This is a genomic window from Nocardia terpenica (assembly GCF_013186535.1).
Lineage (GTDB): Bacteria > Actinomycetota > Actinomycetes > Mycobacteriales > Mycobacteriaceae > Nocardia > Nocardia terpenica.
Window position 1 is genome coordinate 287,194 of the sequence record NZ_JABMCZ010000005.1, and the last position, 26,926, is coordinate 314,119.

General features: G+C 69.6%; 24 protein-coding genes. 14 read left to right on the forward strand and 10 right to left on the reverse strand.

Annotated elements, in window-relative coordinates; translation table 11 throughout:
* Positions 1-284 precede the first annotated feature (284 nt).
* Positions 285-1,727, forward strand: a complete 1,443-nt coding sequence (locus HPY32_RS37165) for a purine-cytosine permease family protein (protein WP_067588569.1) — start codon at positions 285-287, stop codon at positions 1,725-1,727.
* Here HPY32_RS37165 and HPY32_RS37170 read toward each other — a convergent pair.
* The 3 genes from HPY32_RS37170 to HPY32_RS37180 all read right to left on the reverse strand — a co-directional run bounded on the left by HPY32_RS37170 (position 1,678) and on the right by HPY32_RS37180 (position 4,283).
* Positions 1,678-2,250 (reverse strand): TetR/AcrR family transcriptional regulator, encoded by a 573-nt coding sequence (locus tag HPY32_RS37170; protein ID WP_067595855.1) that lies wholly within the window; start codon positions 2,248-2,250, stop codon positions 1,678-1,680. The two genes, HPY32_RS37165 and HPY32_RS37170, sit on opposite strands and share 50 nt — an antisense overlap.
* Positions 2,251-2,362: 112 nt before the next feature.
* Positions 2,363-3,508 (reverse strand): acyl-CoA dehydrogenase family protein, encoded by a 1,146-nt coding sequence (locus HPY32_RS37175; protein ID WP_067588566.1) that lies wholly within the window; start codon positions 3,506-3,508, stop codon positions 2,363-2,365.
* Between the two features lie 85 nt (positions 3,509-3,593).
* Entirely contained in the window at positions 3,594-4,283 is a 690-nt protein-coding gene (locus HPY32_RS37180) for a TetR/AcrR family transcriptional regulator (RefSeq protein WP_067588564.1), read from the reverse strand.
* 315 nt (positions 4,284-4,598) lie between these two features.
* On the opposite strand from HPY32_RS37180, the gene HPY32_RS37185 reads away from it, so the two are divergent.
* The 6 genes from HPY32_RS37185 to HPY32_RS37210 all read left to right on the forward strand — a co-directional run bounded on the left by HPY32_RS37185 (position 4,599) and on the right by HPY32_RS37210 (position 10,867).
* Complete coding sequence (locus HPY32_RS37185; protein WP_067588562.1) at positions 4,599-5,441, forward strand: alpha/beta fold hydrolase; 843 nt, start codon at positions 4,599-4,601, stop codon at positions 5,439-5,441.
* 22 nt (positions 5,442-5,463) lie between these two features.
* Positions 5,464-5,673, forward strand: a complete 210-nt coding sequence (locus HPY32_RS37190) for a hypothetical protein (RefSeq protein ID WP_067588560.1) — start codon at positions 5,464-5,466, stop codon at positions 5,671-5,673.
* Positions 5,670-6,998, forward strand: coding sequence for a hypothetical protein (locus tag HPY32_RS37195; RefSeq protein ID WP_067588558.1), 1,329 nt, complete (start codon positions 5,670-5,672; stop codon positions 6,996-6,998). The genes HPY32_RS37190 and HPY32_RS37195 overlap by 4 nt, the downstream gene beginning before the upstream one ends.
* Positions 6,999-7,104: 106 nt before the next feature.
* Positions 7,105-8,562: an SDR family NAD(P)-dependent oxidoreductase gene (locus tag HPY32_RS37200; protein WP_067588556.1), complete on the forward strand. Its 1,458-nt coding sequence runs from the start codon at positions 7,105-7,107 to the stop codon at positions 8,560-8,562.
* A 330-nt stretch (positions 8,563-8,892) separates the two neighbouring features.
* On the forward strand, positions 8,893-9,669 hold the full coding sequence (locus HPY32_RS37205; RefSeq protein WP_067595854.1) for an O-methyltransferase: 777 nt from the start codon (positions 8,893-8,895) through the stop codon (positions 9,667-9,669).
* A 94-nt stretch (positions 9,670-9,763) separates the two neighbouring features.
* Positions 9,764-10,867, forward strand: a complete 1,104-nt coding sequence (locus HPY32_RS37210) for a glutamate--cysteine ligase (RefSeq protein WP_067588554.1) — start codon at positions 9,764-9,766, stop codon at positions 10,865-10,867.
* On the opposite strand, the gene HPY32_RS37215 is transcribed toward HPY32_RS37210, so the two are convergent.
* A complete protein-coding gene (locus HPY32_RS37215; protein ID WP_067588552.1) occupies positions 10,868-11,620 on the reverse strand; it encodes a thioesterase II family protein in 753 nt (250 codons plus the stop codon).
* 35 nt (positions 11,621-11,655) lie between these two features.
* Between HPY32_RS37215 and HPY32_RS37220 the strand changes: the two genes are divergently transcribed.
* The gene (locus HPY32_RS37220) at positions 11,656-13,020 is read left to right on the forward strand and encodes a CoA transferase (RefSeq protein WP_082871405.1); all 1,365 of its coding nucleotides are present in this window, start codon (positions 11,656-11,658) and stop codon (positions 13,018-13,020) included.
* Between the two features lie 21 nt (positions 13,021-13,041).
* Here HPY32_RS37220 and HPY32_RS37225 read toward each other — a convergent pair whose 3' ends face one another.
* On the reverse strand, positions 13,042-13,614 hold the full coding sequence (locus tag HPY32_RS37225; protein ID WP_067588550.1) for a TetR family transcriptional regulator: 573 nt from the start codon (positions 13,612-13,614) through the stop codon (positions 13,042-13,044).
* Between the two features lie 102 nt (positions 13,615-13,716).
* Here HPY32_RS37225 and HPY32_RS37230 point away from each other — a divergent pair, with 102 nt between their 5' ends.
* Genes HPY32_RS37230 through HPY32_RS37240 form a run of 3 tightly spaced genes read left to right on the forward strand, consistent with a single transcriptional unit; the run spans position 13,717 to position 16,859 of the window.
* Complete coding sequence (locus HPY32_RS37230; RefSeq protein ID WP_067588548.1) at positions 13,717-14,925, forward strand: FAD-dependent monooxygenase; 1,209 nt, start codon at positions 13,717-13,719, stop codon at positions 14,923-14,925.
* A 9-nt stretch (positions 14,926-14,934) separates the two neighbouring features.
* Positions 14,935-15,972: a nucleoside hydrolase gene (locus HPY32_RS37235; RefSeq protein ID WP_269456510.1), complete on the forward strand. Its 1,038-nt coding sequence runs from the start codon at positions 14,935-14,937 to the stop codon at positions 15,970-15,972.
* Between the two features lie 8 nt (positions 15,973-15,980).
* On the forward strand, positions 15,981-16,859 hold the full coding sequence (locus tag HPY32_RS37240; protein ID WP_067595852.1) for an amidohydrolase family protein: 879 nt from the start codon (positions 15,981-15,983) through the stop codon (positions 16,857-16,859).
* Positions 16,860-16,931: 72 nt separating this feature from the next.
* Here the strand turns inward: HPY32_RS37240 and HPY32_RS37245 are convergent, their stop codons facing one another.
* Complete coding sequence (locus HPY32_RS37245) at positions 16,932-17,522, reverse strand: TetR/AcrR family transcriptional regulator (protein ID WP_067588546.1); 591 nt, start codon at positions 17,520-17,522, stop codon at positions 16,932-16,934.
* A gap of 80 nt (positions 17,523-17,602) precedes the next feature.
* Between HPY32_RS37245 and HPY32_RS37250 the strand changes: the two genes are divergently transcribed.
* Both HPY32_RS37250 and HPY32_RS37255 read left to right on the forward strand, forming a co-directional pair.
* Positions 17,603-18,958, forward strand: coding sequence for a carotenoid oxygenase family protein (locus HPY32_RS37250; RefSeq protein ID WP_067588544.1), 1,356 nt, complete (start codon positions 17,603-17,605; stop codon positions 18,956-18,958).
* Positions 18,958-19,809 (forward strand): VC0807 family protein, encoded by an 852-nt coding sequence (locus tag HPY32_RS37255; protein WP_067588542.1) that lies wholly within the window; start codon positions 18,958-18,960, stop codon positions 19,807-19,809. Before HPY32_RS37250 ends, HPY32_RS37255 begins: the two co-directional genes overlap by 1 nt.
* Here the strand turns inward: HPY32_RS37255 and HPY32_RS37260 are convergent.
* The 4 genes from HPY32_RS37260 to HPY32_RS37275 form a co-directional block, all read right to left on the reverse strand.
* On the reverse strand, positions 19,774-20,478 hold the full coding sequence (locus HPY32_RS37260) for an L-2-amino-thiazoline-4-carboxylic acid hydrolase (RefSeq protein WP_067588540.1): 705 nt from the start codon (positions 20,476-20,478) through the stop codon (positions 19,774-19,776). The genes HPY32_RS37255 and HPY32_RS37260 overlap by 36 nt on opposite strands.
* A gap of 138 nt (positions 20,479-20,616) precedes the next feature.
* Positions 20,617-21,756, reverse strand: coding sequence for a methylmalonyl Co-A mutase-associated GTPase MeaB (meaB, locus tag HPY32_RS37265; protein ID WP_082871404.1), 1,140 nt, complete (start codon positions 21,754-21,756; stop codon positions 20,617-20,619).
* Positions 21,753-24,026 (reverse strand): methylmalonyl-CoA mutase, encoded by a 2,274-nt coding sequence (scpA, locus tag HPY32_RS37270; protein ID WP_067588538.1) that lies wholly within the window; start codon positions 24,024-24,026, stop codon positions 21,753-21,755. The genes meaB and scpA overlap by 4 nt, the downstream gene beginning before the upstream one ends.
* A 1-nt stretch (position 24,027) precedes the next feature.
* On the reverse strand, positions 24,028-25,902 hold the full coding sequence (locus HPY32_RS37275) for a methylmalonyl-CoA mutase family protein (RefSeq protein WP_067588536.1): 1,875 nt from the start codon (positions 25,900-25,902) through the stop codon (positions 24,028-24,030).
* Between the two features lie 270 nt (positions 25,903-26,172).
* Here HPY32_RS37275 and HPY32_RS37280 point away from each other — a divergent pair, with 270 nt between their 5' ends.
* Positions 26,173-26,877, forward strand: a complete 705-nt coding sequence (locus tag HPY32_RS37280; RefSeq protein ID WP_067588534.1) for a TVP38/TMEM64 family protein — start codon at positions 26,173-26,175, stop codon at positions 26,875-26,877.
* Positions 26,878-26,926 lie beyond the last annotated feature (49 nt).

The window sequence follows — 26,926 nt, forward strand, 5'->3', positions numbered from 1 at the left end:
GCAGCCCTCTTGATCCCGCCATGCGACCCTCGCGATCCCGGCATGCAGCCCTCTTGATCCCGCCATGCGACCCCCCGCGATCCCGGCATGCAGCCCCCTTGAACCCGCCATGCGACCCCCCGCGATCCCGGCATGCAGCCTCTTGATCCCGGCATGCTTTTGGCCGGGATCCACCCTCCCGCAAGAGATTCCGGCCAAAAGCATGCCGGAATCACGAGGTGGGGTATAACCCTTGGGGCGCCCTCGCAACGACGCGACGGCGCGCCGAGCAGTGAGGAACAGCTATGCCCGACACCGGATCCGGCGCGATGCTCAGCCCGGAACGCCGCACCATCGACGTCGTCCCCGACCATGAGCGCCACGGCAGCCCGCGCAGCCAGTTCACGCTGTGGTGCGGGGCGAATATGCAGATCACCGCGATCGTGGACGGGGCGCTGGCGGTGGTGTTCGGGGCGGACGCCTCCTGGGCGATCGCCGGGACGCTGGCGGGGAATCTGCTGGGCGGGGTGGTGATGGCCCTGCATTCGGCGCAGGGGCCGCGGCTGGGGTTGCCCCAGATGATTTCCAGTAGAGCGCAATTCGGGGTGCGCGGCGCGGCGGTGCCGCTGGTGCTGGTGATCCTGATGTACCTGGGTTTCGCGGCGACCGGGACGGTGCTGGCGGGCCAGGCGGTGAACGAGATTCTGCGCGTGCACGATCGGGCCGTCGGCATCGTCGTGTTCGGCGCGCTCACCGCCGTGGTCGCGGTCACCGGCTACCGGCTCATCCATCTCGTCGGCCGCATCGCCAGCATCATCGGCGTGCTCGGCTTCACTTATCTCGCGGTGCGGCTGTTCATACGCTACGACGTGCCACATCACCTGGGCGGGCACGGTTTCGGGGCGGCGACGTTCCTGCTCGCGGTGTCGCTGGGCGCCAGCTGGCAGCTCACCTTCGGCCCCTACGTCGCCGACTATTCGCGATATCTGCCGCGCGACACCAGCGCCCGCGCCACCTTCTGGTGGACCTATGCGGGCTCGGTGCTCGGCTCGCAGTGGTCGATGACGTTCGGGGCGCTGCTGGCCGCCTGCGCCGCACCGGCTTTCACCCGCGATCAGGTCGGCTTCCTCGGCGACCTCGCGGGCCCGGCCGTGCTCGCGGTCGCGATCTACCTGGTGATCGTGGTCGGCAAGCTGACCATCAACGTGCTCAACGCCTACGGCGGCGTCATGTGCATCCTCACCACGGTGACCGCGTTCGACCGGCGCAGCCACATCTCCCGCGCCACCCGCATCGCGTTCGCGCTCGCCTTCACCGCGGTCTCGGTGCTGATCGCGCTCGCCGCCAGCGCCGACTTCCTCGACAACTTCAAGAATTTCGTGCTGGTGCTGCTGATGGTGTTCACCCCGTGGAGCACCATCAACCTGATCGACTACTACCTGATCTCCCGCGAACGCTTCGACATCCCCGCCCTCTACGACCCCGCGGGCCGCTACGAGGCTTGGAACGTGCCCGCGCTGGCCTGCTACGCGCTCGGCATCGCCGCGCAGCTCCCGTTCTCCGCCCAGCGGCTCTACACCGGGCCGCTCACCGCGGCGCTCGGCGGCGCCGACATCTCCTGGCTCGTCGGCATTCTCGTCACCGCCGCCGTCTACTACCCGGTCGCCGCCCGCACCGCCCGCCCACCGGAGCGCACGATCACGCTCGAATCTCTTTCTCGCCCGCCACTTTCGGGAACGAGGTGGTGACCAGCGTCATCAGCATGTCCGCCAGCAGCTGGTGCACCTGGTCGCGGTGCAGGCTGCCGCGCGTGATCCATTCCCGCCCAGCGGCTTTCACCAGACCACCGTAGGCGCGCACCTGCGCCCGCAGGGCGTCGCCGTGGCGGGAACCGCTGAGCCCCATCATATCCAGCAGCCGGTCCGCGGCGGCGTCGTCGGCCTCGTCGAGGATGCGCTGCACCTCCGGGTCGTCGCCGATGCCTTCGTGGCCGATCACCTTCACCCAGGTGCTGCCGTGTTCGCCGATGGTGTCCAGCAGCCATGCCACGCTCGCGTCGACCCGCTCCCGCGTCGACCCGTTCGGCAGCGTCAGATGATCCGGGCGCGGCAGGGTCACCATCCGCCGCACCACCGCCAGATACAGGTCGCGCTTGTTGCCGAAGTAGTGGTTGATCAGCCCGCGCGCCACCCCGGCCCGCTGCGCGAGCTCCGCGGTCGACACCGCCGCGTAGGGGCGTTCCCCGAACATGTCGATGGCGCACTCCAGGATCTGGGCGCGCCGCTGATCGGGTTCGAGCCGACGGCGGCGGGCGGCATCGGCGGGGACGAGATCTGCGTGAGAATCAGATCGACGCGGCCGCGCACGGGCGGGAGTCGGCGAATCAGAGTGAGCGCGCAATGAGATCCTTCATTACCTCGTTGGCGCCGGCGAGGATACGCAGCACGCGAGCGCCCGTGTAGAGCTGAGAGATCGGGTACTCCGTCATATACCCATAACCACCGAACAGTTGCAGACAGCGATCCACCACGATACCCAATTGATCTGTCAGCCAGTACTTCGCCATGGCCGCCGTGGGAATGTCCAGCTCGCCGCGCAGGTGCTTGACGATGGCGTCGTCGAGGAAGGTGCGGCTCACCCGCGCCAGCGTCGCGCACTCGGCCAATTCGAAGCGGGTGTTCTGCATCGCGAACAGCGGCTTGCCGAATGCCTCGCGGCCCTTGGTGTAGTCGACGGTCAGCGCGACCGCCTGCTCCATCATCGCCACCGCCATGATCGCGGTGACCAGCCGCTCCTGCGCCAGCAGCTGCATCATCTGATAGAAACCCTGCCCCTCGCCCTCGCCGAGCAGATTCGCCGCGGGCACCCGCAGCCCGTCGAAGAACAGTTCCGCGGTGTCCTGCCCCTTGCCGCCGATCTTGGACAGGATGCGGCCGCGCGTGAAACCCGGTGTGTCGTCGCCGACCTCGGCGAAAATCAGCGACACCCCGGCCGCGCCCTTGGCCGGATCGGTCTTGGCCGCGATCACGATGCCGTCGCACAACCAGCCGTTGGAGATGAAGATCTTCGACCCGGTGATCACGTACTCGTCGCCCTCGCGCACCGCGCGCGTCGCGATGTTCTGCAGATCCGATCCGGTGCCCGGCTCGGTCATCCCGATCGACAGCACCATCTCCCCGCTGGCCGCCTTCGGCAGCACCCGCCGCTTGAGCTCCTCGGACCCGAACCGCAGCAGATACGGGGCGATGATCGTCGAGTGCACCGGCATGCCCAGCGCACCCTCCCCCGCGAAGGACTGCTCCTCGATGATCGCCGCCTCGTGCGCGAAAGTGCCGCCGCCCCCGCCGTATTCGACCGGCACCGCCGCGCACAGCAACCCGAGCTCCCCCGCCCGCCGATACAGCTCACGATCGGGATGGCCCTGGGCGACGAACTTCTCCTCGTGCGGGACCACCTCCTTGTCGAAGAAGGTCCGCGCCAGTTTCCGGACGGCCTCGACCTCGTCGTCACTCCATGCGGCGCGCGTCATCGCCTCGCCCTTTCTGCTCCCGCCGGGACTCCGGCCTCTTCGGCACCAGCGTGGCCCACTATTGGCGTGATGTCAACAACGCGGGTCAGGGCGCGTCCCGCCCCTGATTCACCTCGGCCAGCGTGGTGAAGATCGGCGACTCCGGATCCGCGGCGATCCCCTGGCGGCGCAGGAACCCATCGATCAGCCCCCACACCAATTCGGTGGCCTGCCCGACGAATTCGTCGGCCGACCGCTCCGGCGCCGACTCCAGCCACAGATCCGTGATCGCCACCACCACCCCGACCACCGCCCGCGCCAGATAGTCGATGCCGCCGTCGTCGATCGGCACCGCCTCCGCGATCGCGCGCGCCAGCTTGGTGAACCGCCGCACCGCATCGCGCCCCAGATCGAACTGCAGCACCGACCCCGCCGGTTCCCCGGAACTCGCCAACGGCGCCTGCGCCAGGAACCGAAAGACATTGGGGTGCTCCAGAATTCCCTGTGCATACGCGCCAAACACCCGCCGCAGCGCCGGGCGCGGCGGCTGCAACATCAGCGTCATATCCTCGCCGGTGGCCGCGAACGCGTTGCGCGACATCCGATTCGCGATCTCGGTATACAGATCCGCCTTGTCCGCGAACTGCCGATACAACCGCGGCTTGGTGATCCCCGCCTCGCGCGCGATGCCGTCCATACTCGGCCGCGGCCCCTCCCGATCGATCACCCGGATCGCGGCATCGACGATCTCGTCGCGGGTGACCCGCGGCGCGGCGGACCTGCTGGCAGGGGACACGATGACTCGGCTCCGACGGACGGATGTTTCCCCGGGCAGCATACACGTACCGCCGGTACGGCACAGCCCGCCCTCCGGCTCGGCATGCTCAATCACCCTGGTCCCGGCACGCTCAACCATCCTGGTCCCGGCGTGCTTTTGGCCGGGACCTCGCGAGATTCCGGCCAAAAGCACGCCGGAATCAAGGATGCGGCGCTGTGAGGCAGGCCATAACAGGCCCCCGGACCACCCCATTGCCAACCCGACACCGTACTGCCAGTATCAGAAACCGTACCGGCGGTACGACCGCTCTGACGCCGCCCTGAGGTGACCTCAATGACCCAGCACAAGCCCTCCTCCCGCACCACCGCACGCCACCGCATCCTTCCCGGCCGCGGCCTCGCGATCTACGAATACGGCAACCCCGACGCCGACACCGTCGTCCTCGTCCACGGACTCGCCGACACCCACCGCGCCTGGAACCGCGTCGCCCCCATGCTCGCCGACGGCTTCCACGTCGTCGCCTACGACGTCACCGGCCACGGCCGCTCCGCCAAACCCACACGGCCCCACCACTATCGACTCGACCGCCTCGCCGACGACCTCTACACCGTCCTCGACGCCGTCAGCCCGCACCGACCCGCCCACCTCGCCGGCCACGGCTGGGGCGCCATGCAGGTGTGGGAGGCCATCGCCGACCCCCGCGCCAACACCCGCATCGCCTCCGCCACCACCCTGTGCGCCCCCGACCTCGACCACCTCGCCCACGCCCTGCGCGACGCCCGCCTCCCCGACACCCCCTGGTGGAACCTGCCCGGCCTCGGCTGGCTCGTCCTCGGCCGCCGCCTACTGCACCCCCCGTACCCCACCAGCACCCTGCCCGCCGACCTGCTGGCCGGTGCCCGCATCCTGCACGCCAACCTCGCCCACCACCTGCTACACCCCCGCGACCGCCGCACCGCCGTCCCCGTCCAACTCATCGTCGACCGCGCCGACGCCGCCGCCCTGCCCACCGCCGCCGACCACATCCGCGCCCGCGTCGACCGCCTCTGGTGCCACCGACTCCCCGCCGACCCCTGGCTCCCCAGCACCGAACCCCTCCTCGTCGGCGAAGCCATCGCCAACTTCATCGACGACCTGCGCGCCGACAACCAACCCCTCCAGTACTCCCCGCACTGACGAAACCACCGGAGCCGCACCGATGTCCGCCGAACAGCTCGCCCGCACCCTGCGCGCACCCCTGCCCGACGCCTTCACCGAACTCACCGGCGCCGAACTCGCCGAACTCGACCGCCTGCTCCGCGCCGCCCACACCGAACGCGCCGAAACCCTTGCCGCGGCCGTCGATTCATCCCTCGAACTCATCCCCCGCCTGATGCGGCCCGCCGTCAAGAAGGCCCTCGGACTATGAGCACCCTGCTGCTGGCCCGCGCCGAAACCACCAAACTCGCACGCCTGCTGGGCATCTCCGACACCGACACCCTCGAATTCCTCACCCGGCTACCCCCCGACACCATCCGCGACTTCCGCGAACACGCCACCGACCTGCTCTTCGACGCCGACACCGCCCGCCTCGCCAAGGTCGCCGCCGCCAGCAGACTCGTCCCCGCCACCCTCAGCGCCAAGATCGCCGAACGCGCCTTCGGACCCGTCCTGTGCGCCGCGGTCGCCGCCGCCGTCGAACCCGCCCGCGCCGTCGACATCGCCAAGGCCCTGCCCGCCCCCTTCCTCGCCGAAACCGCCACCCGGCTCGACCCCCGCCGCACCGCCGACATCCTCACCCGCATCCCCACCCACCTGATCGTCGACGTCGCCCGCGTCCTCGCCCTGCGCGGCGACCACGTCACCCTCGGCCGCTTCGTCGGCACCGTCGGCCACGACGCCATGCGCGCCGCCGCGGCCGTCGTCACCGACGCCGACCTGCTGCGCATCGGCTATCTGCTGGAAGACAAATCGACGATGGACACCCTGCTCGCCCTCGTCGACGACCGGCTGCCCGGCATCATCCGCGCCGCCCACGACCAGCACCTGTGGTCGGAGGGCATCGACCTGCTCGACACCGTCGCCCCCGCCACCCGCGCCCGCATCGGCGACCTCGCCGCCGGACTCGGCGACGACATCCTCGACGGCCTCATCGCCGCCGTCGCCGACCTGAACGCCTGGGACAGCCTGCTTCCCGTCACCGGCGCCATGAGCCCCGACAGCCTCGCCGCCCTCGCCCGCCGCCCCGCCGTCCACACCGAACCGGCCCTCACCGCCATCATGGACGCCGCCCTCGACCAGGGCCTGTGGCTCGACCTGCTCCCCCTCGCCACCCACCTGCCCGCCGAACCCCGCACCGTCATCGCCCGCCGCGTCGCCACCAAACCCGACGACGAACTCGCCGACCTCATCCACCAGGCCGACGCCGCCGACCTGTGGGACGCCCTGATCCCCCTCGCCCTGGCCATGACCGACCCCGACCGCCGCCGCATGGCCGAACTCCCCGTCATGCAGGACCAGGCGGTCCTGGCCAAGATCATCGCCACCGCCGCCGAACACGACCTCTGGTCGCAGGCACTGCCGCTGGTCGACATCGCCCTCACCCCCGACACCCCGAATGCCGTGTGGGACAACCTCGTTCAGGCCTGCGACGAAATCCCCGACCACCTCCGCACCCTGCTCGCCGCCCGCGCCCGCAAACTCCACCACCACACCCACGCCGACCATCTCGACACACCATCGCCCACCAACTGACCGCAAGGACCCGGCCCGCGGCGGGCGTGGCCGGGCACACACCGCCCACGATGCGACAATGGGCGGCGGCAACCGACCCGCACACGAAGGATCACCCCGCACCGCAATGGCCGAGCACGCACCGACCACCCGGACCGACTCGCCGGATATCGACCCCGCCGAGCTCGAAATCTGCCTGCGGGTACTCGATCAAGCCGGACGGCTCGACAAGGAACACCCCGACTCCATCACCGTCCAGCGCGCCGTCGGCCACATGTTCAAAACGCTCAAGCGCCGCCGCCGCACCCAGGCCCGCGACACCATCTCCGCCGCCGACCGCAGCGTGGTCGCCGCCACCGCCACCGGCTCCGCGAACCGCATCGACGACGAGACCGCCGGAATCCCGTTGGCCTCCAACGCCGTCGGCGCCTCCGCCGGAACCTTCGTCCGCCCCCGCCCCTGCTACATCTGCAAGCAGCGCTACACCCGGGTCGACGCCTTCTACCACCAGCTGTGCCCCGACTGCGCCGCCAAGAGCCACGCCAAACGCGACGCCCGCACCGATCTCACCGGCCGCCGCGCCCTGCTCACCGGCGGCCGCGCCAAGATCGGCATGTACATCGCGCTGCGCCTGCTGCGCGACGGCGCGCACACCACCGTCACCACCCGCTTCCCCAACGACGCCATCCGCCGCTTCAAGGCCCAGCCCGACAGCGCCGACTGGATCCACCGCCTCCGCATCGTCGGCATCGACCTGCGCGACCCCGCCCAGGTCGTCGCCCTCGCCGACGATGTCGCCGCCCAGGGCCCGCTCGACATCCTCGTCAACAACGCCGCCCAGACCGTGCGCCGCTCCCCCGGCGCCTACAGTGCCCTCGTCGACGCCGAATCCGGCCCCCTGCCCGCCGGGGAACTCCCCGACAGCATCAGCTTCGGCAAGACCATGCAGGCCCACCCCACCGCGCTCACCGCCTCGCTCGCACCCACCCTCACCGCCGCCGACATCACCGACCTCGCCCTCGTCGCGGGATCGGCCACCCCCGAACGCATTTCGCGCGGCGTCGCCATCGACGCGGGCGGCCTGGTCCCCGACCTCGCGCACACCAACAGCTGGGTGCAGACCGTCGCCGAGGTCGACGCCACCGAACTGCTCGAGGTGCAGCTGTGCAACTCGACGGCCCCCTTCCTGCTCATCTCCCGCCTGCGCCCCGCCATGGCCGCCGCCCCCGCCCGCCGCAAATACATCGTCAACGTCTCCGCCATGGAGGGCGTCTTCGGCCGCGGCTACAAGGGCCCCGGCCACCCGCACACCAATATGGCCAAGGCCGCCCTCAACATGCTCACCCGCACCAGCGCGGGCGAAATGTTCGACACCGACCGCATTCTCATGACCGCCGTCGACACCGGCTGGATCACCGACGAACGCCCCCACTACACCAAGATCCGCCTCGCCGACGAGGGCTTCCACGCCCCCCTCGACCTGGTCGACGGCGCCGCCCGCGTCTACGACCCCATCATCCGCGGCGAACAGGGCGAAGACCTCTACGGCTGCTTCCTCAAGGACTACGAGCCCTCCAACTGGTAACCAACCGGCTCGCCGCTCCCACTGGCTCCCTCTCCTCCTGGCTGTTTTGGTCGTGACTTTGGTGTTCGAGCTGCGCGAAGACACGAGCGGATTTACATGTTTGGATGCGTATATTCCTTTATCGGTATTCAATTTGGCGTATGCGGTTCGACCGTGCGCACGTCGGCCGCCCGGTCGACGTGCGTCCGAAACCGGTCACCTCCGAAACCCGTTGCGCCGCAGCTAGAGTCCGCTCCCCGACCCGTCGACCCCAGGAATCTCGGCATTCGCCGGACCGCCCCGACGCGCATAATCAGGCAGAAGCGGGGCGGTGCGAGCGTAGGAGGCGATATGGACGACGCGGGGTTCGGAGCGAAACTGCGAGACCGGGTTCCGTTCGTCCGATGGTCGTGGCTCCGCCTCGGATTGGGCATGCCGAACCTGTTGCGCACCGGGCAGGTCGGCGACGGGCGCGAGGCGGCGCTGCGCGACCACGTGCTGGCACACGCCACCGCCGACGATCCGGACAGCGTGCTCGCCGCCATCGATGACTTCGCCCGGCGGCGCAGCATGCTGGTGAATATCGGCGACGAGAAGGGCCTGCTGCTGGATGCCGCGGTCCGGGCCGCGGAGCCGAAGCTGCTGCTCGAGCTCGGCGCCTACTGCGGTTACAGCGCGGTGCGCACCGGGCGCCTGCTGGCGCCGGGCGCCCGGCTCGTCTCGGTGGAATTCAACCCCGCCAATGCCGAGATCGCCCGCGCCGTCCTCGCGCACGCCGGGCTCGACGATCGGGTCAGCGTGGTGGTGGGCCGGCTGGGCGACGGCGGCGCCACCATGCACAAGCTCGCCACCGAGCACGGATTCGGTTTCCGCGCGGTCGATTTCGTCTTCATCGACCACAGCACGGCGGCCTATCTGCCGGACCTGCGGACCATTCTGGCGGCGGGATGGCTGCATCCCGGATCGGCCGTGGTGGCCGACAACGTGAAGGTGCCCGGCGCGCCCGACTATCTGCGCTACATGCGCGAGCAGGAGGGCGAGAGCTGGCACACCGTCGAGCACCGGGCGCACGTGGAATATCAGTCGCTGCTGCGGGACGTCGTGCTCGAGTCCTACTACCTGGGGTGAGCGCACACCGCACCGCCGCCCGCTCACGACCTCATTCGGGCCGGGTCGGAGCCGATCCGGCCCGGTGACCGGTCCGGACCGATAGCCTACGAGTGTGCAGGCGGAGCCTTCGACCGTCGGGGTCGAGGAGGAGTTTCTTCTCGTCGACCCGAGCTCCGGTGCCCCGGTGGGACGCAATGTCGAGGTGGCGCGCACGGCCAACGACATCGGGGTCGGGGTGCAGTTGGAGCTGTCCGGCTGCCAGGTGGAGACCCGCACCGGCATTCACACCCGCTCCCCCGCCCTGCTGCGCGAACTGCGTCACCTGCGCCGCGATATCGCCTTCTGCGCGGAGAAGAACGACACCCGGCTGCTCGCGGTCGCGGCCTCGCCGACCGTGCCGCCGTCCTGCCCGGTCACCGACACACCGCGCTACCGGACCATCGCCGCGAACTTCGGCATGCTGACCCACCGGCAGGCGCTGTGCGGATGCCACGTGCACATCGGGGTGCCCGATCGCGAGATCGCCGTGCAGGTAAGCAATTTCCTGCGACCGCAGCTGCCGCTGTTCCTGGCGCTCACCGCGAATTCGGCGATCCACGGCGGCGTCGACACCGGCTTCGCCAGCTGGCGCAACATCCAGTGGCGGCGCTGGCCCAGCGCCGGACCGCCCCCGCATTTCGAATCCATCGACCAGTACGACGCGCTGGTGCAGATGATGCTCGCCAGCGGGACGATCCTGGACCGCAAGATGGTCTACTGGGACGTGCGCCCCTCCACCACCTACCCGACGGTGGAGATCCGCATCAGCGACGTCCCGGCCACGGTCGAGGAGACCGCGCTGCTGGCGACCCTGGTGCACGCGACCGTACTCACCGCGCGAGATGCGTTGGCGCACGGGCGAACCGCGCCACCCGTCGCTCCCGAACTGCTGCACGCCGCCTACTGGCGGGCCGCGCAGACCGGGCTCACCGGCGGCCTCGTCGACCCGGTGGACGGACGCGTCGCCCCGGCGATGGCCGTGCTCGACGATTTCGTGGCGAGACTGAGCCCGGCGCTGGATCTGCTCGGCGAGCGCGGCTTCGTCGCCGAAACGCTCGCGACGGTGCGCGCCCGCGGCAACGGCGCGGTACGGCAGGCCGAGGCGTTCCGGCGACGGCTGCGCGCCGAGGACGTGGTGGTCGCCCTGGCCGAGGCGACGCTGGAATCCTGCGTGTGATCAGCGCAGCCGGGCGGTGACGAAATCCGCCACCTCCGGGACCTTTTCGTCGAGATAGAAGTGCCGCCCCGGGAAGGTGGTCAGCTCGAACTCGCCCTCGGTGTGGTCGCGCCACCGCCCGGCCTGCTCCGGCGTCACCGTCGGATCGGCATCGCCGAGCAGTGCGGAAACGTTGCAGTGCAACGGTTTTCCGGTTTCGTAAACATAGGTCTCGACCGCCTGGTAATCGCCGCGGACCGCGGGCAGCACCAGATCGGCGAGACCGGGCTCGCTGCGCAGGATCGCCACCGAGGCGGGATCGTTGGCCAGCCGCTCCAATTCGGCGATCACCTCCGCGTCCGAACCCCGGTGCACCGCACCCGAATACGGCCCGTCCGGCGCGATGCGCCCGGAGACGAACAGATGCACCGGCCCCCGCTCGGCCGCCTCCAGTCGCCGCGCGGTTTCGAAGGCGACGGTCGCGCCCATGCTGTGCCCGAACAGCGCGAGCGGGCGCGGCCCCCAGGTCAGCAGATCGGCGGTCACGCGATCGGCGAGCGCGGGGATATCGGGCAGCACGGGCTCTCCCAGTCGATCCTGGCGGCCCGGATACTGCACCGCGAACACCGCGAGATCGGCCGGGAGTAGCTGCGCCAGGGGCCTGTACGCGCTGGCCGAGCCGCCGCCCGGCGGGAAACAGACCAGTACCACCCGGGGTTCGGCCACGCCACGCAACTCCCGCAACCAGGTGGTGCCGGTGATCTTTCCCTCCACGATTCCGCCTTTCCTACGCACTACGCTCGATCGTTGTGGATGCACACGAGCTACTGGTCCGCGACTACGAGTCGAGTATCCCCGGCCACGAGTCCACGCTCGATGCTCCGGCATCGAGTATCCCCGTCGCCGCCGATCCCGAGTCGGCTTTGGCGGCAACGCTGCCGGTCTGGTCGCTGGCGGGCGGATCGGTGGCGGCGTTCGCGCGGGCCGCGAACCGATGGCGCGCCGCGCACGGCATCGACCCGCTGGGGCACCGGCTCGTTCCCGAACGCATTGCCGCCTCGTTCCGCAGCGACCGCCTGCTGCGCATCGACGGGGCCCCGGTCGCCGCGTTCGCCGAGCTGTCGGGATTCTTCGAGGCCGCCGACGGGTGGGTGCGCACCCATGCCAACTATCCGCATCATCGCGCCCGGCTGCTGCGGCTGCTGGAGTTGGGCGACGACGCGGACCGGGCGCGGGTCGCCGCGCGCATCGCGACCCGCGCGGCGGCCGAGATCGAGGACCGGGCGGCGGAATCGGGCGCGATCGCGGTGCGGGTGCGCACCGAGCGGGAGTGGGCGGACAGTCCGCAGGGCCGGGCCGCCGCGACCGGACCGCTGGTGGCCGTGGATGTGCGGGCGGACACCGGTGACCTCGAAAAGCCTTGCGCGGCCACCCGATCGCAGCCGCTGCGCGGCGTGCGCGTGCTCGATCTGACCCGCGTGCTCGCCGGTCCGGTCGCGACCCGCGCGCTGGCGCTGCTCGGCGCGGAGGTACTGCGCATCGACCCGCCGGGGCTGCCCGAGCTCCCGTTCCAGTACGTGGATATGTGCCAGGGCAAGCGATCCGCGCTGCTGGACATCCGGGCCCGCCTACCGCTGCTGCGCGATTTGCTGGGCTCCGCCGACGTGCTGGTGACCGGATATCGGCCCGGCGCACTGGAAGCCGCGGGCATCGCCGCCGCGGATAGTCGGCCCGGCATCATCCACGGGCGGGTCAGCGCCTGGGGTGAGGGCGGGCCGTGGGGGCGGCGGCGCGGGTTCGACAGCATCGTGCAGGCCGCCTCGGGGATCTCGCTCCTCGAAGGCGGGCACGGGAATTCGCCGCTGGGCGCGCTGCCCGCGCAGGCGCTCGACCACGGCAGCGGCTACCTGCTGGCCGCCGGGATACTCGATGCCGTGATCGCGCGGGCGGGCGACGGCCGCGGCCGCGATGTTCGAGTTGCCCTGGCCCGCACCGGGTCCTGGCTACTGACCGCGCCGGGACGCGCACCGGAGCATCCCGAGCCCGCGCCACCCGCGGCCGACAGCGTGGTCCGACACGGCGGAATCGTCAGTGCGGCACCGGTTCTGGCCGAGTACCCGGACTATCCCTGGCCCGCCCGCCCGTACGGCGGCGACGCCCCGGCATGGACCTGACCCGACCCCGGCCGGGGTAGATCACTTGGTACGCAACGCCTCCACCGCCGTCGCGACCTCCTCGCCGGTCAGCAGATCGCCGTCCGGAGCCAGCAGGCCGAGCAGCGCGTAACCCTGGAACATCAGGAAGTACAGCTTCCCGACGGCGCGTGCCTGTTCCGGGGTGAGGTTCGGGTGGATGTCCTGGAGCAGACCGGCTAGCTCTGCATAGGCGCCGCGGCTGGCCTCGGCGAGGTACTGCTGCGATTCCGGGGAGCGCATGATCCGCAGGCCGTTCTCCATGCTCAGCAGGAGCTGCTCACGCTTGTCGCGGACCACCTCGAGCATGCCGTCCCAGGTGGGGCCGAGCGACTCCCACAGCGTGCGCCCCTCCCCCGCCACCCGGATGGTCGCGTCGATCGCGTCGCCGATCACGCTGCCCGTGGCCTCGGTAATCGCCTCGGAGATCAGGCGGTCCTTCGACCCGAAGTGGTACCCGATGGCCGCCAGGCTCACGCTGGCCGCGGCGGCGATGTCCCGCGCGGTCACCTTGGCCAGGCCACGCTCGAGAATCGCCTTCCTGGCCCCCTCCAACAAATCCTCTCGATTACCCATTCGCCCAGGTTACAACGTCTCAGACATTTGTACTAGACAGGCGTGCAACGTGTGTGAGACATTTGTCTAAGACGTTTGGACCTAACGATAGGGATCACCACCATGAGCACCACCTCCCCGCACATCCTGGTCTCCGGCGGCGGCATCGCGGGCAATGCCGTTGCGCTGCAACTGCTTCGGTCCGGCATCCGGGTCACGATCGTCGAGCGCGCCGCCGCTCCCCGGCCCGGCGGGCAGGCGGTGGATCTGCGCGGGCCCAGCCGCGAGGCGGCCGAGCGCATGGGGCTGATGCCGGGTATCCGCAAGTACCAGCTGGACGACCGCGGCATGGCCCACGTCGACGCGCGGGGCCGGGACTTCGCCCGCATGCCGAAGGAGATGTTCGAGGGCAAGGGCTTCATCGCCGATATCGAGATCAGCCGCGGCGACCTGAATCAGGTGTTGCTGGACGAGGTTTCGGACGCGGGCGGCGACCTGGACTACCGCTACGGCGAGTGGATCGAGGCCCTGCGCCAGGACGGCACCGGTGTCGATGTCACCTTCGTCTCCGGCGCCACCGAGCGTTTCGACGTGGTCATCGGCGCGGACGGCGTGCATTCGGCGACGCGGCGACTGGCGTTCGGCCCCGAGGAGCGGTTCACGACCCACCTGGGCGGCTATATGGCGTTCTTCACCATCCCCACACCCGAGGGCACCGAACAGGGCTGGATGAAACTGCATGCGGTGCCGGGCGCGAACGTCGCCATCCGCACCGACGCCGACCCGGCGACCTCGAAGGCCATCATCATGCTGCGTTGCGAGGTCGATCCGGCGCTGCGCGGCGATGCCGAGATCCAGAAGCGGCGCATCCGGACGGCGCTGGCCGACGCGGGCTGGCACTGGCCCCTGGTGAACGCGGCGATGACCGACACCCCGGACTTCTACTTCGATCAGCTGGCGCGCGTGGACATGCCGTCGCTGTCGGCGGGCCGGGTCACGCTGCTCGGTGATGCGGGCTACTGCGGCTCACCGCTGACCGGCATGGGCACCGCGATGGCCATCGTGGGCGCCTACGTCCTCGCCGGTGAAATCGCCTCCACCCCGGGCGATCTCGCGGGCGCGCTGGCCCGCTACGAGGAGCGGGTGAAGCCCTTCCTGGCCAAGGCCCAGGAGCTCCCGGGCGGCGCCGGTATCGCCATGATCGTCCCCAAGACAACCCTCGGCCTGCGCCTGACCAAGCTCAGCGCCCGCCTGATGACCTCCCGCCTCCTGCGCCCGATCATGATGCGCTTGTTCACCCAGACCGACGACTACGAGTTGCCCACCTACTAGGCTCGACCCGTGCGGCAGAAGATCATCATGGATGTCGATACCGGCATCGACGATTCGCTGGGATTGCTCTACCTGCTGGCCAGTCCGGAGGCCGAGATCGTCGGCATCGCCTCGACGGCGGGTAATGTGCCCGCCCCGCGGGTGGCCGCGAACAATCTCGCGCTGCTGGATCTGTGCCGGGCGCCGGAGATCGAGGTGGCGCTGGGATCGGAGGCGCCGCTGGCGATTCCGCTGCGCACCACCGAGGACACCCACGGCCCGCAGGGCATCGGCTATGCCGAGCTGCCGCCGTCGGACCGGACGCTGTCGGGGCGGTCGGCGGCGCGGCTGTGGGTGGATCTGGTGCGCGCGCATCCCGGCGAGATCGTGGGCCTGTGCACCGGGCCGCTGACCAATCTCGCCCTGGCGCTGCGGCTGGAACCCGAACTGCCGCAACTGCTCCGGCGGCTGGTGGTGATGGGCGGGGCGTTCCACCATCCCGGCAACACCACCCCCACCAACGAGTGGAACGTGCATGTCGATCCGGAGGCGTGGAAGGAGGTCTTCGACGCCTTCGCCGCGGCCCCGGCGGACCGGCGGCCGATCGTCTGCGCGCTCGACATCACCGAGACCATCGAGATGTTTCCGGAGCATCTGGTCCGGCTGACCGAGCGCGCGGGCAGCGTGCCGGTGGAATCGCCCGCGTCGACCGATGCCGCGGGCATCCGGTCGGCGGCGTCGAATCCGATCGTCCGATACCTGTCCGATGCCGTGCGGTTCTACTTCGAATTCCACCGCGACCACGGCCAGGGCTACCTGGCCCACATGCACGACCCGTTCGCGGCCGCGGTCGCGGTGGATCCGGGGCTGGCGGCGACGCGGGCCGCGACGGTGGATGTCGAGCTGGCGGGCGCCATCACCCGCGCGACGACGGTCGCGGACTGGGCGGGAATGTGGGGCCGGGAACCCAACGCGGACATCGTGATCGGCACCGAGCCCGCGGTCTTCTTCGATCGGCTGATCGAGCGGGTCGGCGAGTACGCGCGCACGGTGTACCCGCCGCGGTGAGCGTGCCGATGAGCGACGAGACCGATCGGATCGCCGCGTTCCGGCGGCGGCTCGGGCTGCCCGCGATCGTGGACGTGCACACGCATTTCATGCCCGAGCCGGTGCTGCGCAAGGTGTGGGCGTATTTCGACGCGGCGGGCCCGCTGGTCGCGCGGCCGTGGCCGATCGCCTACCGGGACGACGAGCAGGTGCGGCTGAAGACATTGCGCGGCTTCGGTGTTCGCGCCTTCAGCTCGCTGGTGTACCCGCACAAGCCGGACATGGCGGCCTGGCTGAACCAGTGGACCGCCGAGTTCGCGGCCCGCACCCCGGACTGCCTGCACACCGCCACGTTCTATCCGGAGCCCGGCGCCGCGGACTACGTCCGGACGGCGCTGGCGGCGGGGGCGCGAATCTTCAAGGTGCACATCCAGGTCGGCGGATTCGATCCGGGCGGCGAGCTGCTCACCGAGGTGTGGGGGCAGCTGTCCGATGCCGAGGTGCCGGTGGTCGTCCACTGCGGATCATCGCCTGTCGCAGGCGAATTCACCGGTCCGGGACCGATGGCGGCCCTGCTGCAACGCTTTCCGCGATTGCGATTGATCATCGCGCATCTGGGCGCGCCCGAGTACTCCGAATTCCTCGATCTCACCGAGCGGCACGACGGCGTCCATCTCGACACCACAATGAATTTCACCGACTTCTTCGAAGACGCCTCCCCCTTCCCCATCACCGAATACCGCCGCCTGCGCGACCTCGGCGGCCGCATCCTGTTCGGCAGCGACTTCCCCAACATCCCCTACCCGTACACCCACGCACTCGAGGCACTGGAGCGCCTGAACCTGGGCGACGACTGGCTGCGCGGCGTCTGCCACGACAATGCGACCCGCCTGCTCGATCTGCCCTGACACCACTCGAGCCGACAGCGCGGCAACCAGCGCACCCTCGACCGCATCACTTCCTCATTCCGAATCACTTCCTCATTCCGATCGCAGGCTGTCGAGATGATGCCGGAGGATTCGCGTCGCCTGTTCGGGTGCGAGATGGCTGGAAGTCACCAGATCCACAGCGAGCCCGTGCAAGAGCGCGTGCAGGCGCGCGGCCTCGAGGTCGAGGTCCAGATCGTCGCGGAGGCGACCGGCTCGGACCAGGCCGTCGAGCAGATGCCGTTCCAGCGAGAGCAGGTCGGCGTGCGCGCGCTCGGCGTGTTCGCGTAGCTGCGGGTCGGTGAGCCCGGCGGCGAGCAGCGACACCCACACCTCGCTCTCGGTCCGGCGCTGCTCGTCCAGCGGAAGTGTTTCGGCCAGTACGGATTCCACCCGCCGCGGACTGTCCAGGGGCGAGCGCAGGCAGGGCTCCACCCGCGCCCAGGCCCGCTGCCTGACCTGGTCCATGGCGAACGACAGCAACTGCTGCTGGGTGGCGAACAGGTGCCGCACCGAGCCCATCGACATCCCCGCCTCGGCCGCGATATTACGAACCGACGCGGCCGCCAGCCCGCCACGACGGATCAACCGCCAGGTGGCCTCCGCGATCCGCGCCTGCCGCCGATCCCGATCTTCCACTCCCACGCCCGCACACTAGCACAGCCGTGCTAATCATTGATACAGTCGTGCTAGCACACTCGTGCCAATGACGAGAGGGGAGATCCATGGGGGATGCGAGAGCATACGCACTGCCGGTACCGGACGAGATCGACGCCACCGAACTGCCTGTGTCGGGCGCGATTCCGCCCGCACTGTGCGGCCGGTATGTGCGCAACGGCCCCAATGCGCTACCGGGAGCGGACCTTTCGGATCCGCGCCACTTCTTCAGCGGGCCCGGGATGCTGCACGGCGTGCGGCTGCGGGACGGGCGCGCGCTGTGGTATCGCAATAGATGGGTGCGCACGCAGCGATTCCTCGACGAGCGTGCGGGACGTCCGCTACGCACGGATCTGCGGTCGGTGAGCGCGAACACCCACATCATCGAGCATGCCGGGCGACTGCTCGCGCTGGTGGAGAGCGGCCTGCCGCACGAGGTCACGCTCGATCTGAATACGGTGGGGCCGTGCGATTTCGGGGGCCGGTTGACCACCGCCATGACCGCGCATCCCCGGCTCGATCCTCGCTCCGGCGAACTGCATTTCTTCGGCTACGGGACCACCGCGCCGTATGTCACCTACCACCGGCTGTCGGCAGGAGGGGAGCTGACAGCCAGTACCGGCATCGAGGTGCCCGCGCCGACGATGATGCACGACTTCGCCATCACCGATCGCCACATCGTGTGGCTGGATCTGCCGGTCACCTACGCGCCCGAACTCCGCGGCCGGGGAATGCCGTTCCGCTGGAACGACACCTACGGTGCGCGGATCGGGGTGATGCCGCGCGAAGGCCGAACGGCGGTGCGGTGGTTCGACATCGACCCGTGCTATGTATTCCATCTCGGCAATGCCCGTGACGACGGCGATCGGGTCGTCGTCGACGGCTGCCGCTACGGCGAGGCCACCTTCCCCCGGGAGTGGCGGCGGTTCAGCGGCGAGGAATCCGTTCGGCCGCTGCAACTTCCGCTGGATCCCGGACGGGCGGAGGCGGCCCGTCTGCATCGCTGGATTCTCGATCTCACGACCGGGCGCGCCCGCGAGGAACGGCTGGACGACTGCAATGTCGAGTTCCCCACGCTCAGGGGCGATTACGTCGGTCGGCACAACCGCTATCTGTATGCCGTCACCGAAACGCCCGATGGCATAGCGAAATACGATCTCGTCTCCGGTTCGCGCACGAGGCACGAACTCCCCGATTGCGCTGTGGGAGAGGCGGTTTTCGTCCCCGCACCCGACGCCGATGCCGAGGACGCCGGATGGCTGCTGTCGATCGTCACCGACCGTGGCGGCCGCTCCTCGCGGCTACTCGTGCTCGATGCCAGCGATCTCGCCGCACCGCCGGTCGCCCGCGTCCATCTCCCCCGCCGGGTGCCCACCGGATTTCACGGCAGCTGGATACCGGACACCGTGGACCCGGTGCGGTAATGAACCTCGAAATGCTGAAGCCACAACGACTCTCGACCCTGCTGTGGCGCTACCGCGATCTACTGTTCGACATCCTCTGGTCCACCGCCCCCTACTTCCTGCTGACCAGCGCCGGGTGCTCGCAGCGGCTGGCGCTGTGGCTCGGCGCGGCCGGTTCGGGTCTGCGCATACTGTATACGCTGGCCCGCCAGCGCCGGATCGACGGCTTGGCCGTGTTCCTGCTGTCGACCTATGTGATCAGTATCGGCGCGGCCCTACTGACCGGCGACCACCGATTCCTGCTCGCCAAGGACTCGGCCACCACCGCCCAGGTGGGCCTGACCTTCTTGCTCACCTGCGCCGCGGGCCGCCCGGCGCTGTTCCTCATCGCCAAACGCCTGCACGCCCCCGACCCCGCCCACTCCCGGCGCTGGGACCACCTCTGGAACACCCAGCCCGCCTACCGCCGCACCTACACCCTGCAGTCCCTGGTCTGGGGCACGGCTCTGCTGCTGGAAGCCGCCCTCCGCGTCCTGGCCATCTACACCCTCCCCACCACCGCGGTCGTGGCCCTGTCATATCCCTTCCAGGGCACAGTCATCGGGCTGCTCCTGGCCTGGCGCTGGTACTACTTCCGCCGACCTCGCCAGCGTTACTGGATGCGATTGCTCCGAGAGCCGACAGGGCCGCTATCGAGCGGTGAGGCGGGAGACGCCCTCGATCTTCTTCGCCGAGACGACGGTCCACAGGACGAGGCCGCCGATCATGGTGAGCATGAGCAGCTGAGAGACATTGGCGGCACCAGGCCCGCGATGGCGGACATGGCGACGCTAGTCTCACGCCCCGCCCCGGTCATGCGGCGTTCGCCGTAGATCGAGGCGATCGAAATGGAACGGGCAGTGGTCGCCGCCGAGTCCGATCGTGGTGGTACGGGTGAAGCGGAATCCGTGGCGTTCCGGGACGATGGCGTCGATCCAGCCGCGATCGAATTCGCACATGCCGGGCGTCAACTCGGGAGCCGAATTACGTACCAGCACATCGTGATAGAAGCAGCGGGTGACGTTCAGGTGGTAGCGCCGATCGTCGTCGGCCGCACGCTCGAAGGTGAAGGTGGGGCCGAACGCGTCGCGCTCCCGGATCTTGCTGAGGCCGACGAGCGCGGTGAACGGATCCTCGGCCGCATCCAACAGCCTGCGAGTGCCCGCGCGCAGGGCCGGGGCGGTGGGCTCCACGAAACCGGCGCGGACGGCGGCGAGGGCGTCGGCCCGGCCGAGGCGCGGGCACAGATACCGGTAGGCGACGACCAGCGCCAGGGTCATGCGCAGATTGTGCCGGGACGGCTCGTCCACCACCATGTCGGCGTTATCGGCTTCCAGCGCACCGAGATTCGCGCGCAGGAACTCGGTCGGATCGGTCTCGTCGCCGCGTGCGCGCAGGGTCGCGGCGACACTGGCGAAGACGCCGTCGACAATCAGTGCGGTGTCACGCTCGGGATCGGGGGTGTAGCCGCCGGAGGCCAGCCGGAAAGGGTCGGTGGTCACGGGAGAAGTCCTTTCGAGACGACATCGCCTCGACGCACTCCACCGACCAACCTGGCGTCGACGATATAACGGTGATACTTACGCCGACAGGATGGCATATCGCCGAGACGATGTCCAGACCCCGCCGATGGTCGGGCCTCACCGCCCGTCGAAGGCTCGCAGGATCTCCTCGGCCGCCAGCGCGGGTGTCAGCGAACCATCCCGTACCTGTTTTTCTACTTGTCCCCGAACGGCTTTCACCTGGGGGTTGTCGGCGAGGCGGCGGAGCAGTTGGTCGTGGACCATGGTCCAGGTCCAGTCGACCTGTTGGCGGCGGCGTTTCTCGGTGAATTCGCCTGCCTCGGTCAGGACCCGGCGGTGGTGCAGGATGGTGTCCCAAAAGGTGTCCAGGCCAATGCCGTTGAGGCCGCTCATGGTGAGAACCGGTGGCCGCCAGAGGGAGTCGCGCGGGTGGATGAGCCGCATGGCGCCCTGGAGTTCGCGGGCGGCGGCCTTGGCCTCCATTTCGTGGTGGCCGTCGGCCTTGTTGACGGCGACGAGGTCGGCCAGTTCCAGCACGCCTTTCTTGATGCCCTGCAACTGATCTCCGGTGCGGGCCAGGGTGAGGAAGCAGAACACGTCGACCATATTGGCGACGGTCACCTCGGACTGGCCGACGCCGACGGTCTCCACCAGAATCACGTCGTAGCCCGCGGCCTCGAGCAGCACAATGGTCTCGCGGGTCGCCTTGGCGACACCGCCGAGCGTGCCCGCCGTCGGCGAGGGCCGGATATAAGCGTTGCGCTCCACCGCAAGTCGCGCCATCCGGGTCTTGTCCCCGAGAATCGACCCACCCGTCCGCGTCGAGGACGGATCGACCGCCAGCACCGCCACCCGATGCCCCTGCCCGATCAAATACATCCCGAGCGCATCGATGAACGTCGACTTACCCACCCCCGGCACCCCGGTGATACCGACCCGATTCGACTCGCCCGCACCGGAATCGGCCGTCAACTCCAGCAACAGCCGCTGCGCCGCCTCCCGATGATCGGCCCGCGTCGACTCCACCAGCGTAATAGCCCGAGCCAACCCCGCCCGCTCGGATCCCCTTACCGCCCTTGCCAACTGCGCGACATCGATCTCCCGCCGCACACCCCGCCCCCGCCCACCGGGCGCGGCAGCGCGAGTCGACGGAGGCAGCCCGCGTTCGGTCGACAGCGCTTGCGAGCCAGGAATATTCACCGCGCCGGATGCCTCGCGCGGCGGGACCGAATCGCCCGACTTCTTCTCCCCACTCATTCGGTTCCGGCGGATTCCGCTGCGCCACCGCCGATCTCGTGGCCGAGTTCGTCGCTCAGCTTGCGGAGCAGGTCGATGGCGGCGTCGGCGATGACGGTGCCGGGCGGGAAGATGGCGGCCGCTCCGGCGCGGTAGAGGTCGTCGAAGTCGCCCGGGGGGATGACGCCGCCGACGATGACCATGATGTCGGGGCGGCCGACCTCGGCCAGGGCGTGGCGCAGCGCCGGGACCAGGGTGAGGTGCCCGGCGGCCAGGGAGGACACGCCGACGACGTGGACGTCGTTGTCGGCGGCCTGCTGGGCCACCTCCTCGGGGGTTTGGAACAGCGGACCCACGTCGACGTCGAAGCCGAGGTCGGCGAAGGCGGTGGCGATCACCTTCTGGCCCCGGTCGTGGCCGTCCTGGCCCATTTTCGCGACGAGGATGCGGGGGCGGCGGCCCTCGGCCTCGGCGAACTCGGCCACCAGATCGATGGCGCGGCTGATATTGGTCACCTTGCCCGCCTCCTCCCGGTAGACGCCCGACAGGGTGCGGATCTCGGCCTGATGCCGCCCGTACACCCGCTCGAGCGCGTCGGAGATCTCGCCCACGGTGGCCTTGGCGCGCGCCGCATTGATGGCCAGGGCGAGCAGATTGGTGTCCATCCCGCCGCCGGAAACACCGGCGACCCTGGTCAATTCGGCCAGCGCCCGCTCCACCTCGCCCGCGTCGCGTTCGGCCCGCAGCCGGGCCAGCTTCTCGGCCTGCTCGGCGCGCACCCGGGAGTTGTCGACCTTGAGCACCTCGATCCGATGATCCTCGTCGACCTGATACTTGTTGACCCCGATCACCGGCTGCGCCCCGGTATCGATGCGGGCCTGGGTGCGGGCGGCGGCCTCCTCGATGCGCAGCTTCGGAATGCCCTCCGAAATCGCCTGCGCCATACCGCCGTGCGCCTGCACCTCCGCGATGTGCGCGCGGGCCCGCTGCGCCAGCTGATGGGTCAGCCATTCCACATAGTAGGAGCCGCCCCACGGATCGATCGGCCGGGTCGTCCCCGACTCCTGCGCGATCAGCAGCTGCGTGTTGCGGGCGATGCGGGCGGAGAAATCCGTCGGCAGCGCCAGCGCCTCGTCCAGGGCATTGGTGTGCAGCGACTGGGTGTGGCCCTGGGTGGCGGCCATCGCCTCCACACACGTGCGGGCCACATTGTTGAACACGTCCTGCGCGGTCAGCGACCACCCGGAGGTCTGCGAATGGGTGCGCAGCGACAGCGATTTCGCGCTCGTCGGCTCGAACTTCGCGACCAGCTCGCTCCAGAGCAGCCGTCCCGCACGGAGTTTGGCGACCTCCATGAAGAAGTTCATGCCGATCGCCCAGAAGAACGACAATCGCGGCGCGAACTGATCGATCGCCATGCCCGCGTCCAGCCCGGCGCGAATGTATTCCACACCGTCGGCCAGCGTGTAGGCGAGCTCCAGATCGGCGGTGGCCCCGGCCTCCTGAATGTGGTAGCCGGAAATGGAGATCGAGTTGAACTTCGGCATCCGCGCACTGGTGTAGGCGAAGATGTCGGAAATGATCCGCATCGACGGCTTCGGCGGATAGATGTAGGTGTTGCGGACCATGAACTCCTTCAGAATATCGTTCTGAATCGTCCCGGCCAGCTGCTCGGGCTTGACGCCCTGCTCCTCCGCCGCCACCACATACAGCGCCAGGATCGGCAGCACCGCCCCGTTCATGGTCATCGACACCGAAACCTGGTCCAGCGGAATCTGATCGAACAGCTCCCGCATATCCAGGATCGAATCGATCGCCACCCCCGCCATACCCACGTCACCGGTCACCCGCGGATGATCGGAGTCGTAACCGCGGTGGGTGGCCAGATCGAACGCCACCGACAGGCCCTTCTGCCCGGCGGCGAGGTTGCGGCGGTAGAACGCATTCGAGTCCGCGGCCGTGGAGAAACCCGCGTACTGGCGGATCGTCCACGGCTGGTTCACATACATCGTCGGATACGGGCCCCGCACGAACGGCGCCAGACCCGGCAGCGAGTCCAGCGGATACCCTTCGCCCGCAATCCGATCGCGGTCGGCCTTGGTGAACACCGGTGGCACATCGATACCTTCCGGCGTCGCCCACACCAATTGTTCGGGCGCATAATGGTTCGCGGCCGCCGAGGCAGCGACGAACTCTTCGACCTGGTCCGCACTCACCTGCGCCGCGGCGGGCTCGCCGAGCGGCACCTCGGCGAAACTGCCGATCAGATGCTTGATCTCCCGTGTCGTCATCCTAGGCTCCCAGCTTCTCCAGCAGGCCGGTCAATGCCGCCACCGCATCCATTCGGGCCGAGACGAACCCGTCCGGCCGCTGCGCACCCGACAACTCGGCCACCGCCTGCTCCGGACCCGCCAGCACCACCGTGCCCACACCCGCCTCCCGCAATGCCGCCACCGCGGCACCGGCCTCCGCACCGTAACGGGCATCCGAACCACACAGCACCGCAACCGATTCCCGCTCGGCCGCAACGAATTCCGCCGCCACCGCGCCGATCCGGCCGGGCTCGAGAACACCGGGATTCACGGTCTCGACACCGCCCGACGCCAACAGGTTCGCGGTAAACGTGACCCGCACATTGTGCTCGGCGACCGGCCCCAGCGGCACCAGCAGCGCCCGCGGCCGCCGCCCGTGCGCGGCCAGGTAGGCGTCCGAGCGATTGCGCAGCTCCTCGAACACGGTGGCGTAACGGGCAATCGGACTCGGCTGCCGCGCCGCCTCCGACAGCGGCTCCTCCGCCAGATTCGGAAACTCGTTCACGCCCGTGACCGACGTCTCGCGGCGCGCGACATCGGATTCCCGACGCGCCCTGGTCTCCCCGATCCGCTCGGCCAGCACACCCGATGCCACCGCGGCACGGTACCCGCCCGCCCGCTCCAGCTCCTGCATGAATTCCCAGGCCCGCGCGGCGAGTTCGTCGGTCAGGCTCTCCACATACCACGACCCCGCACCGGGATCACGCACATGCCCGAGATGCGACTCCTCGAGCAGCAGCAACTGGGTATTACGCGCCATCCGATCCGAGAACGCCTGCGACACACCCAATTCCCCGGCGGGCAACGCGGAATCGAAGGGGCGCACCGTCACCAGATCCGCGCCCCCGACCCCCGCACCGAACGCCGCCAACGTGGTCCGCAGCATATTCACCCACGGGTCCCGCTGCGTCATCATCGCCGCCGACGTCACCGCGTGCTGCGGCGCGTTCCCGCGATCGGGCGCACCCAGCTCGTGCGCCACCCGCGCCCACAACCGCCGCCCCGCACGGAACTTCGCGATCGTCGCGAACTGATCATCGGTCGCCGCGAACCGGAAACTCAACTGACCCAGGGCCGTCACCGCATCGATACCGGCCTCGGTGGTCAACGCCCGCAGATACTCCAGCCCCGCCGCCACGGCCGCGCCCAGCTCCTGCGCATCGGAGGCACCCGCATCGTGGAACGCGGTGCCGCACACCGTGATCGCGCGCACCGACTCCACCCGGGCAGCGGCCGTGTGGGCCAGCTCCACGGTCTCGGCCAGCCCGATCCCCGGGGTCCCGGCGAAGGCGTCGGTCAACGGCGCGGCACCGAGATCGACCCGAATATCCTCCCGGCGCGGCGCATCGTAGCCGTCCAGGATCGAGAACAGTTGCGCCGCGGCCGCACTCGTCTGCGCGCCCGCCTCCAGCGTCACCGGCGCGAGATCGAACAGCACCCCCCGCAGCGCCACCGGCAGCTCGGCCACCGGGACACCGGCCTCGCCGACGCCCAGCCAGATCGCGCTCACCCCGTTCTCCAGCCCCGCCACGATCCGCCGGTTCACGTCGGCGGCATCGGCATCGGCGAACCGGGCGCTCACGAACCAGCCGCGGTGCACATCGCGCAGGCCGTCACCGCCGCGCACGAACGGGAACTCACCCGGCAGCGGCTGCTCGGGCAACTCGTCGCGGCGGGTGTAGAGCGGATTGACCGTCACCCCGTCATAGGTGGCGGTCGCCAGCAGCCGCTCCGGCTCGTCGCCGAGTTCGGCCGCGTCCACCCTGCGCGCCTTGGCCAGCACCCCGGCCACGCCCTTGCGCCACGCGGCATACTCGGGCACGGGATCCGCGCCCGGTTCCGAACCGTTCGGCATCGCTGCTGTTCCTCTTCCACTCGAGTCCGACACTGCCACGTGTACCGGATGTCCCGGCGTCCGACCAACCCTTCGCAACACATTCGCAGCCGCCTGTGTGTCTGGTTCACAGCCGTCGGGGCAGGTGGGACGCATCACAGCGGACCATATACACCCCCAGCATCCCACCGCGCGTCCGACGGCCGAACCTCAGGTACTGCACCAGAGTTTCGATCTCCGTTCCCGTGACCGTTGCCCGACCGGCGACTACCACCGGGTAGCCTGGCCGCTGTGCTGAGGAGATTCCGCGATCCGCGTTTCCTGGCGCTGCTCGTGATCGGCGTCGTCGTGATCGCGGTTGCCCTGCTCGCCCCGCATCCCAGTCCGCAGCAGATCCGGGAGTGGGCGCATTCGGTGGGACCGCTGTTTCCGGTCGTGTTCTTCCTGGTGCACGCGGTGGTGACGGTGGCGCCGTTCCCCCGCACCGTGTTCACCCTCAGCGCCGGGCTGCTGTTCGGGCCCGTTCTGGGCATCACGCTCGCGGTGGCGGCGACGACCGTCAGCGCGCTGCTCGCCCTGCTGCTGGTGCGGGCGCTGGATCGCGAGCAGGTGGCGGCGCGGCTCACCCATCCCGCGGTCCGTGCGGTCGATCGCCGATTGGCGCGGCGGGGCTGGCTGGCCGTGGGTTCGCTGCGGCTGATCGCGCCCGTGCCGTTCTCGATCATCAACTATTGCGCGGGCCTGTCCTCGGTGCGGCTGGTGCCCTATCTGCTCGCCACCCTGATCGGCGTCGTGCCCGGCACCATCGGCATCGTGGTGCTCGGCGACGCGCTCACGGGGAAGACCAATCCGGGACTGCTGGTGCTGTCCGGCGTCTGCATCACCCTCGGCGTGATCGGCCTGATCGTCGACGCCCGCTGGGGCGCGGCCGAGTTCGCCGAACCGGCCGCGCCGGTAGACGAGTCGGAGCTGAGCGCGTCGTGCGGCCGATCATAGGGTGCTATCCCGGAATGGCCGAGCTGCTGTGGTCCGCGGCTACCGGAGG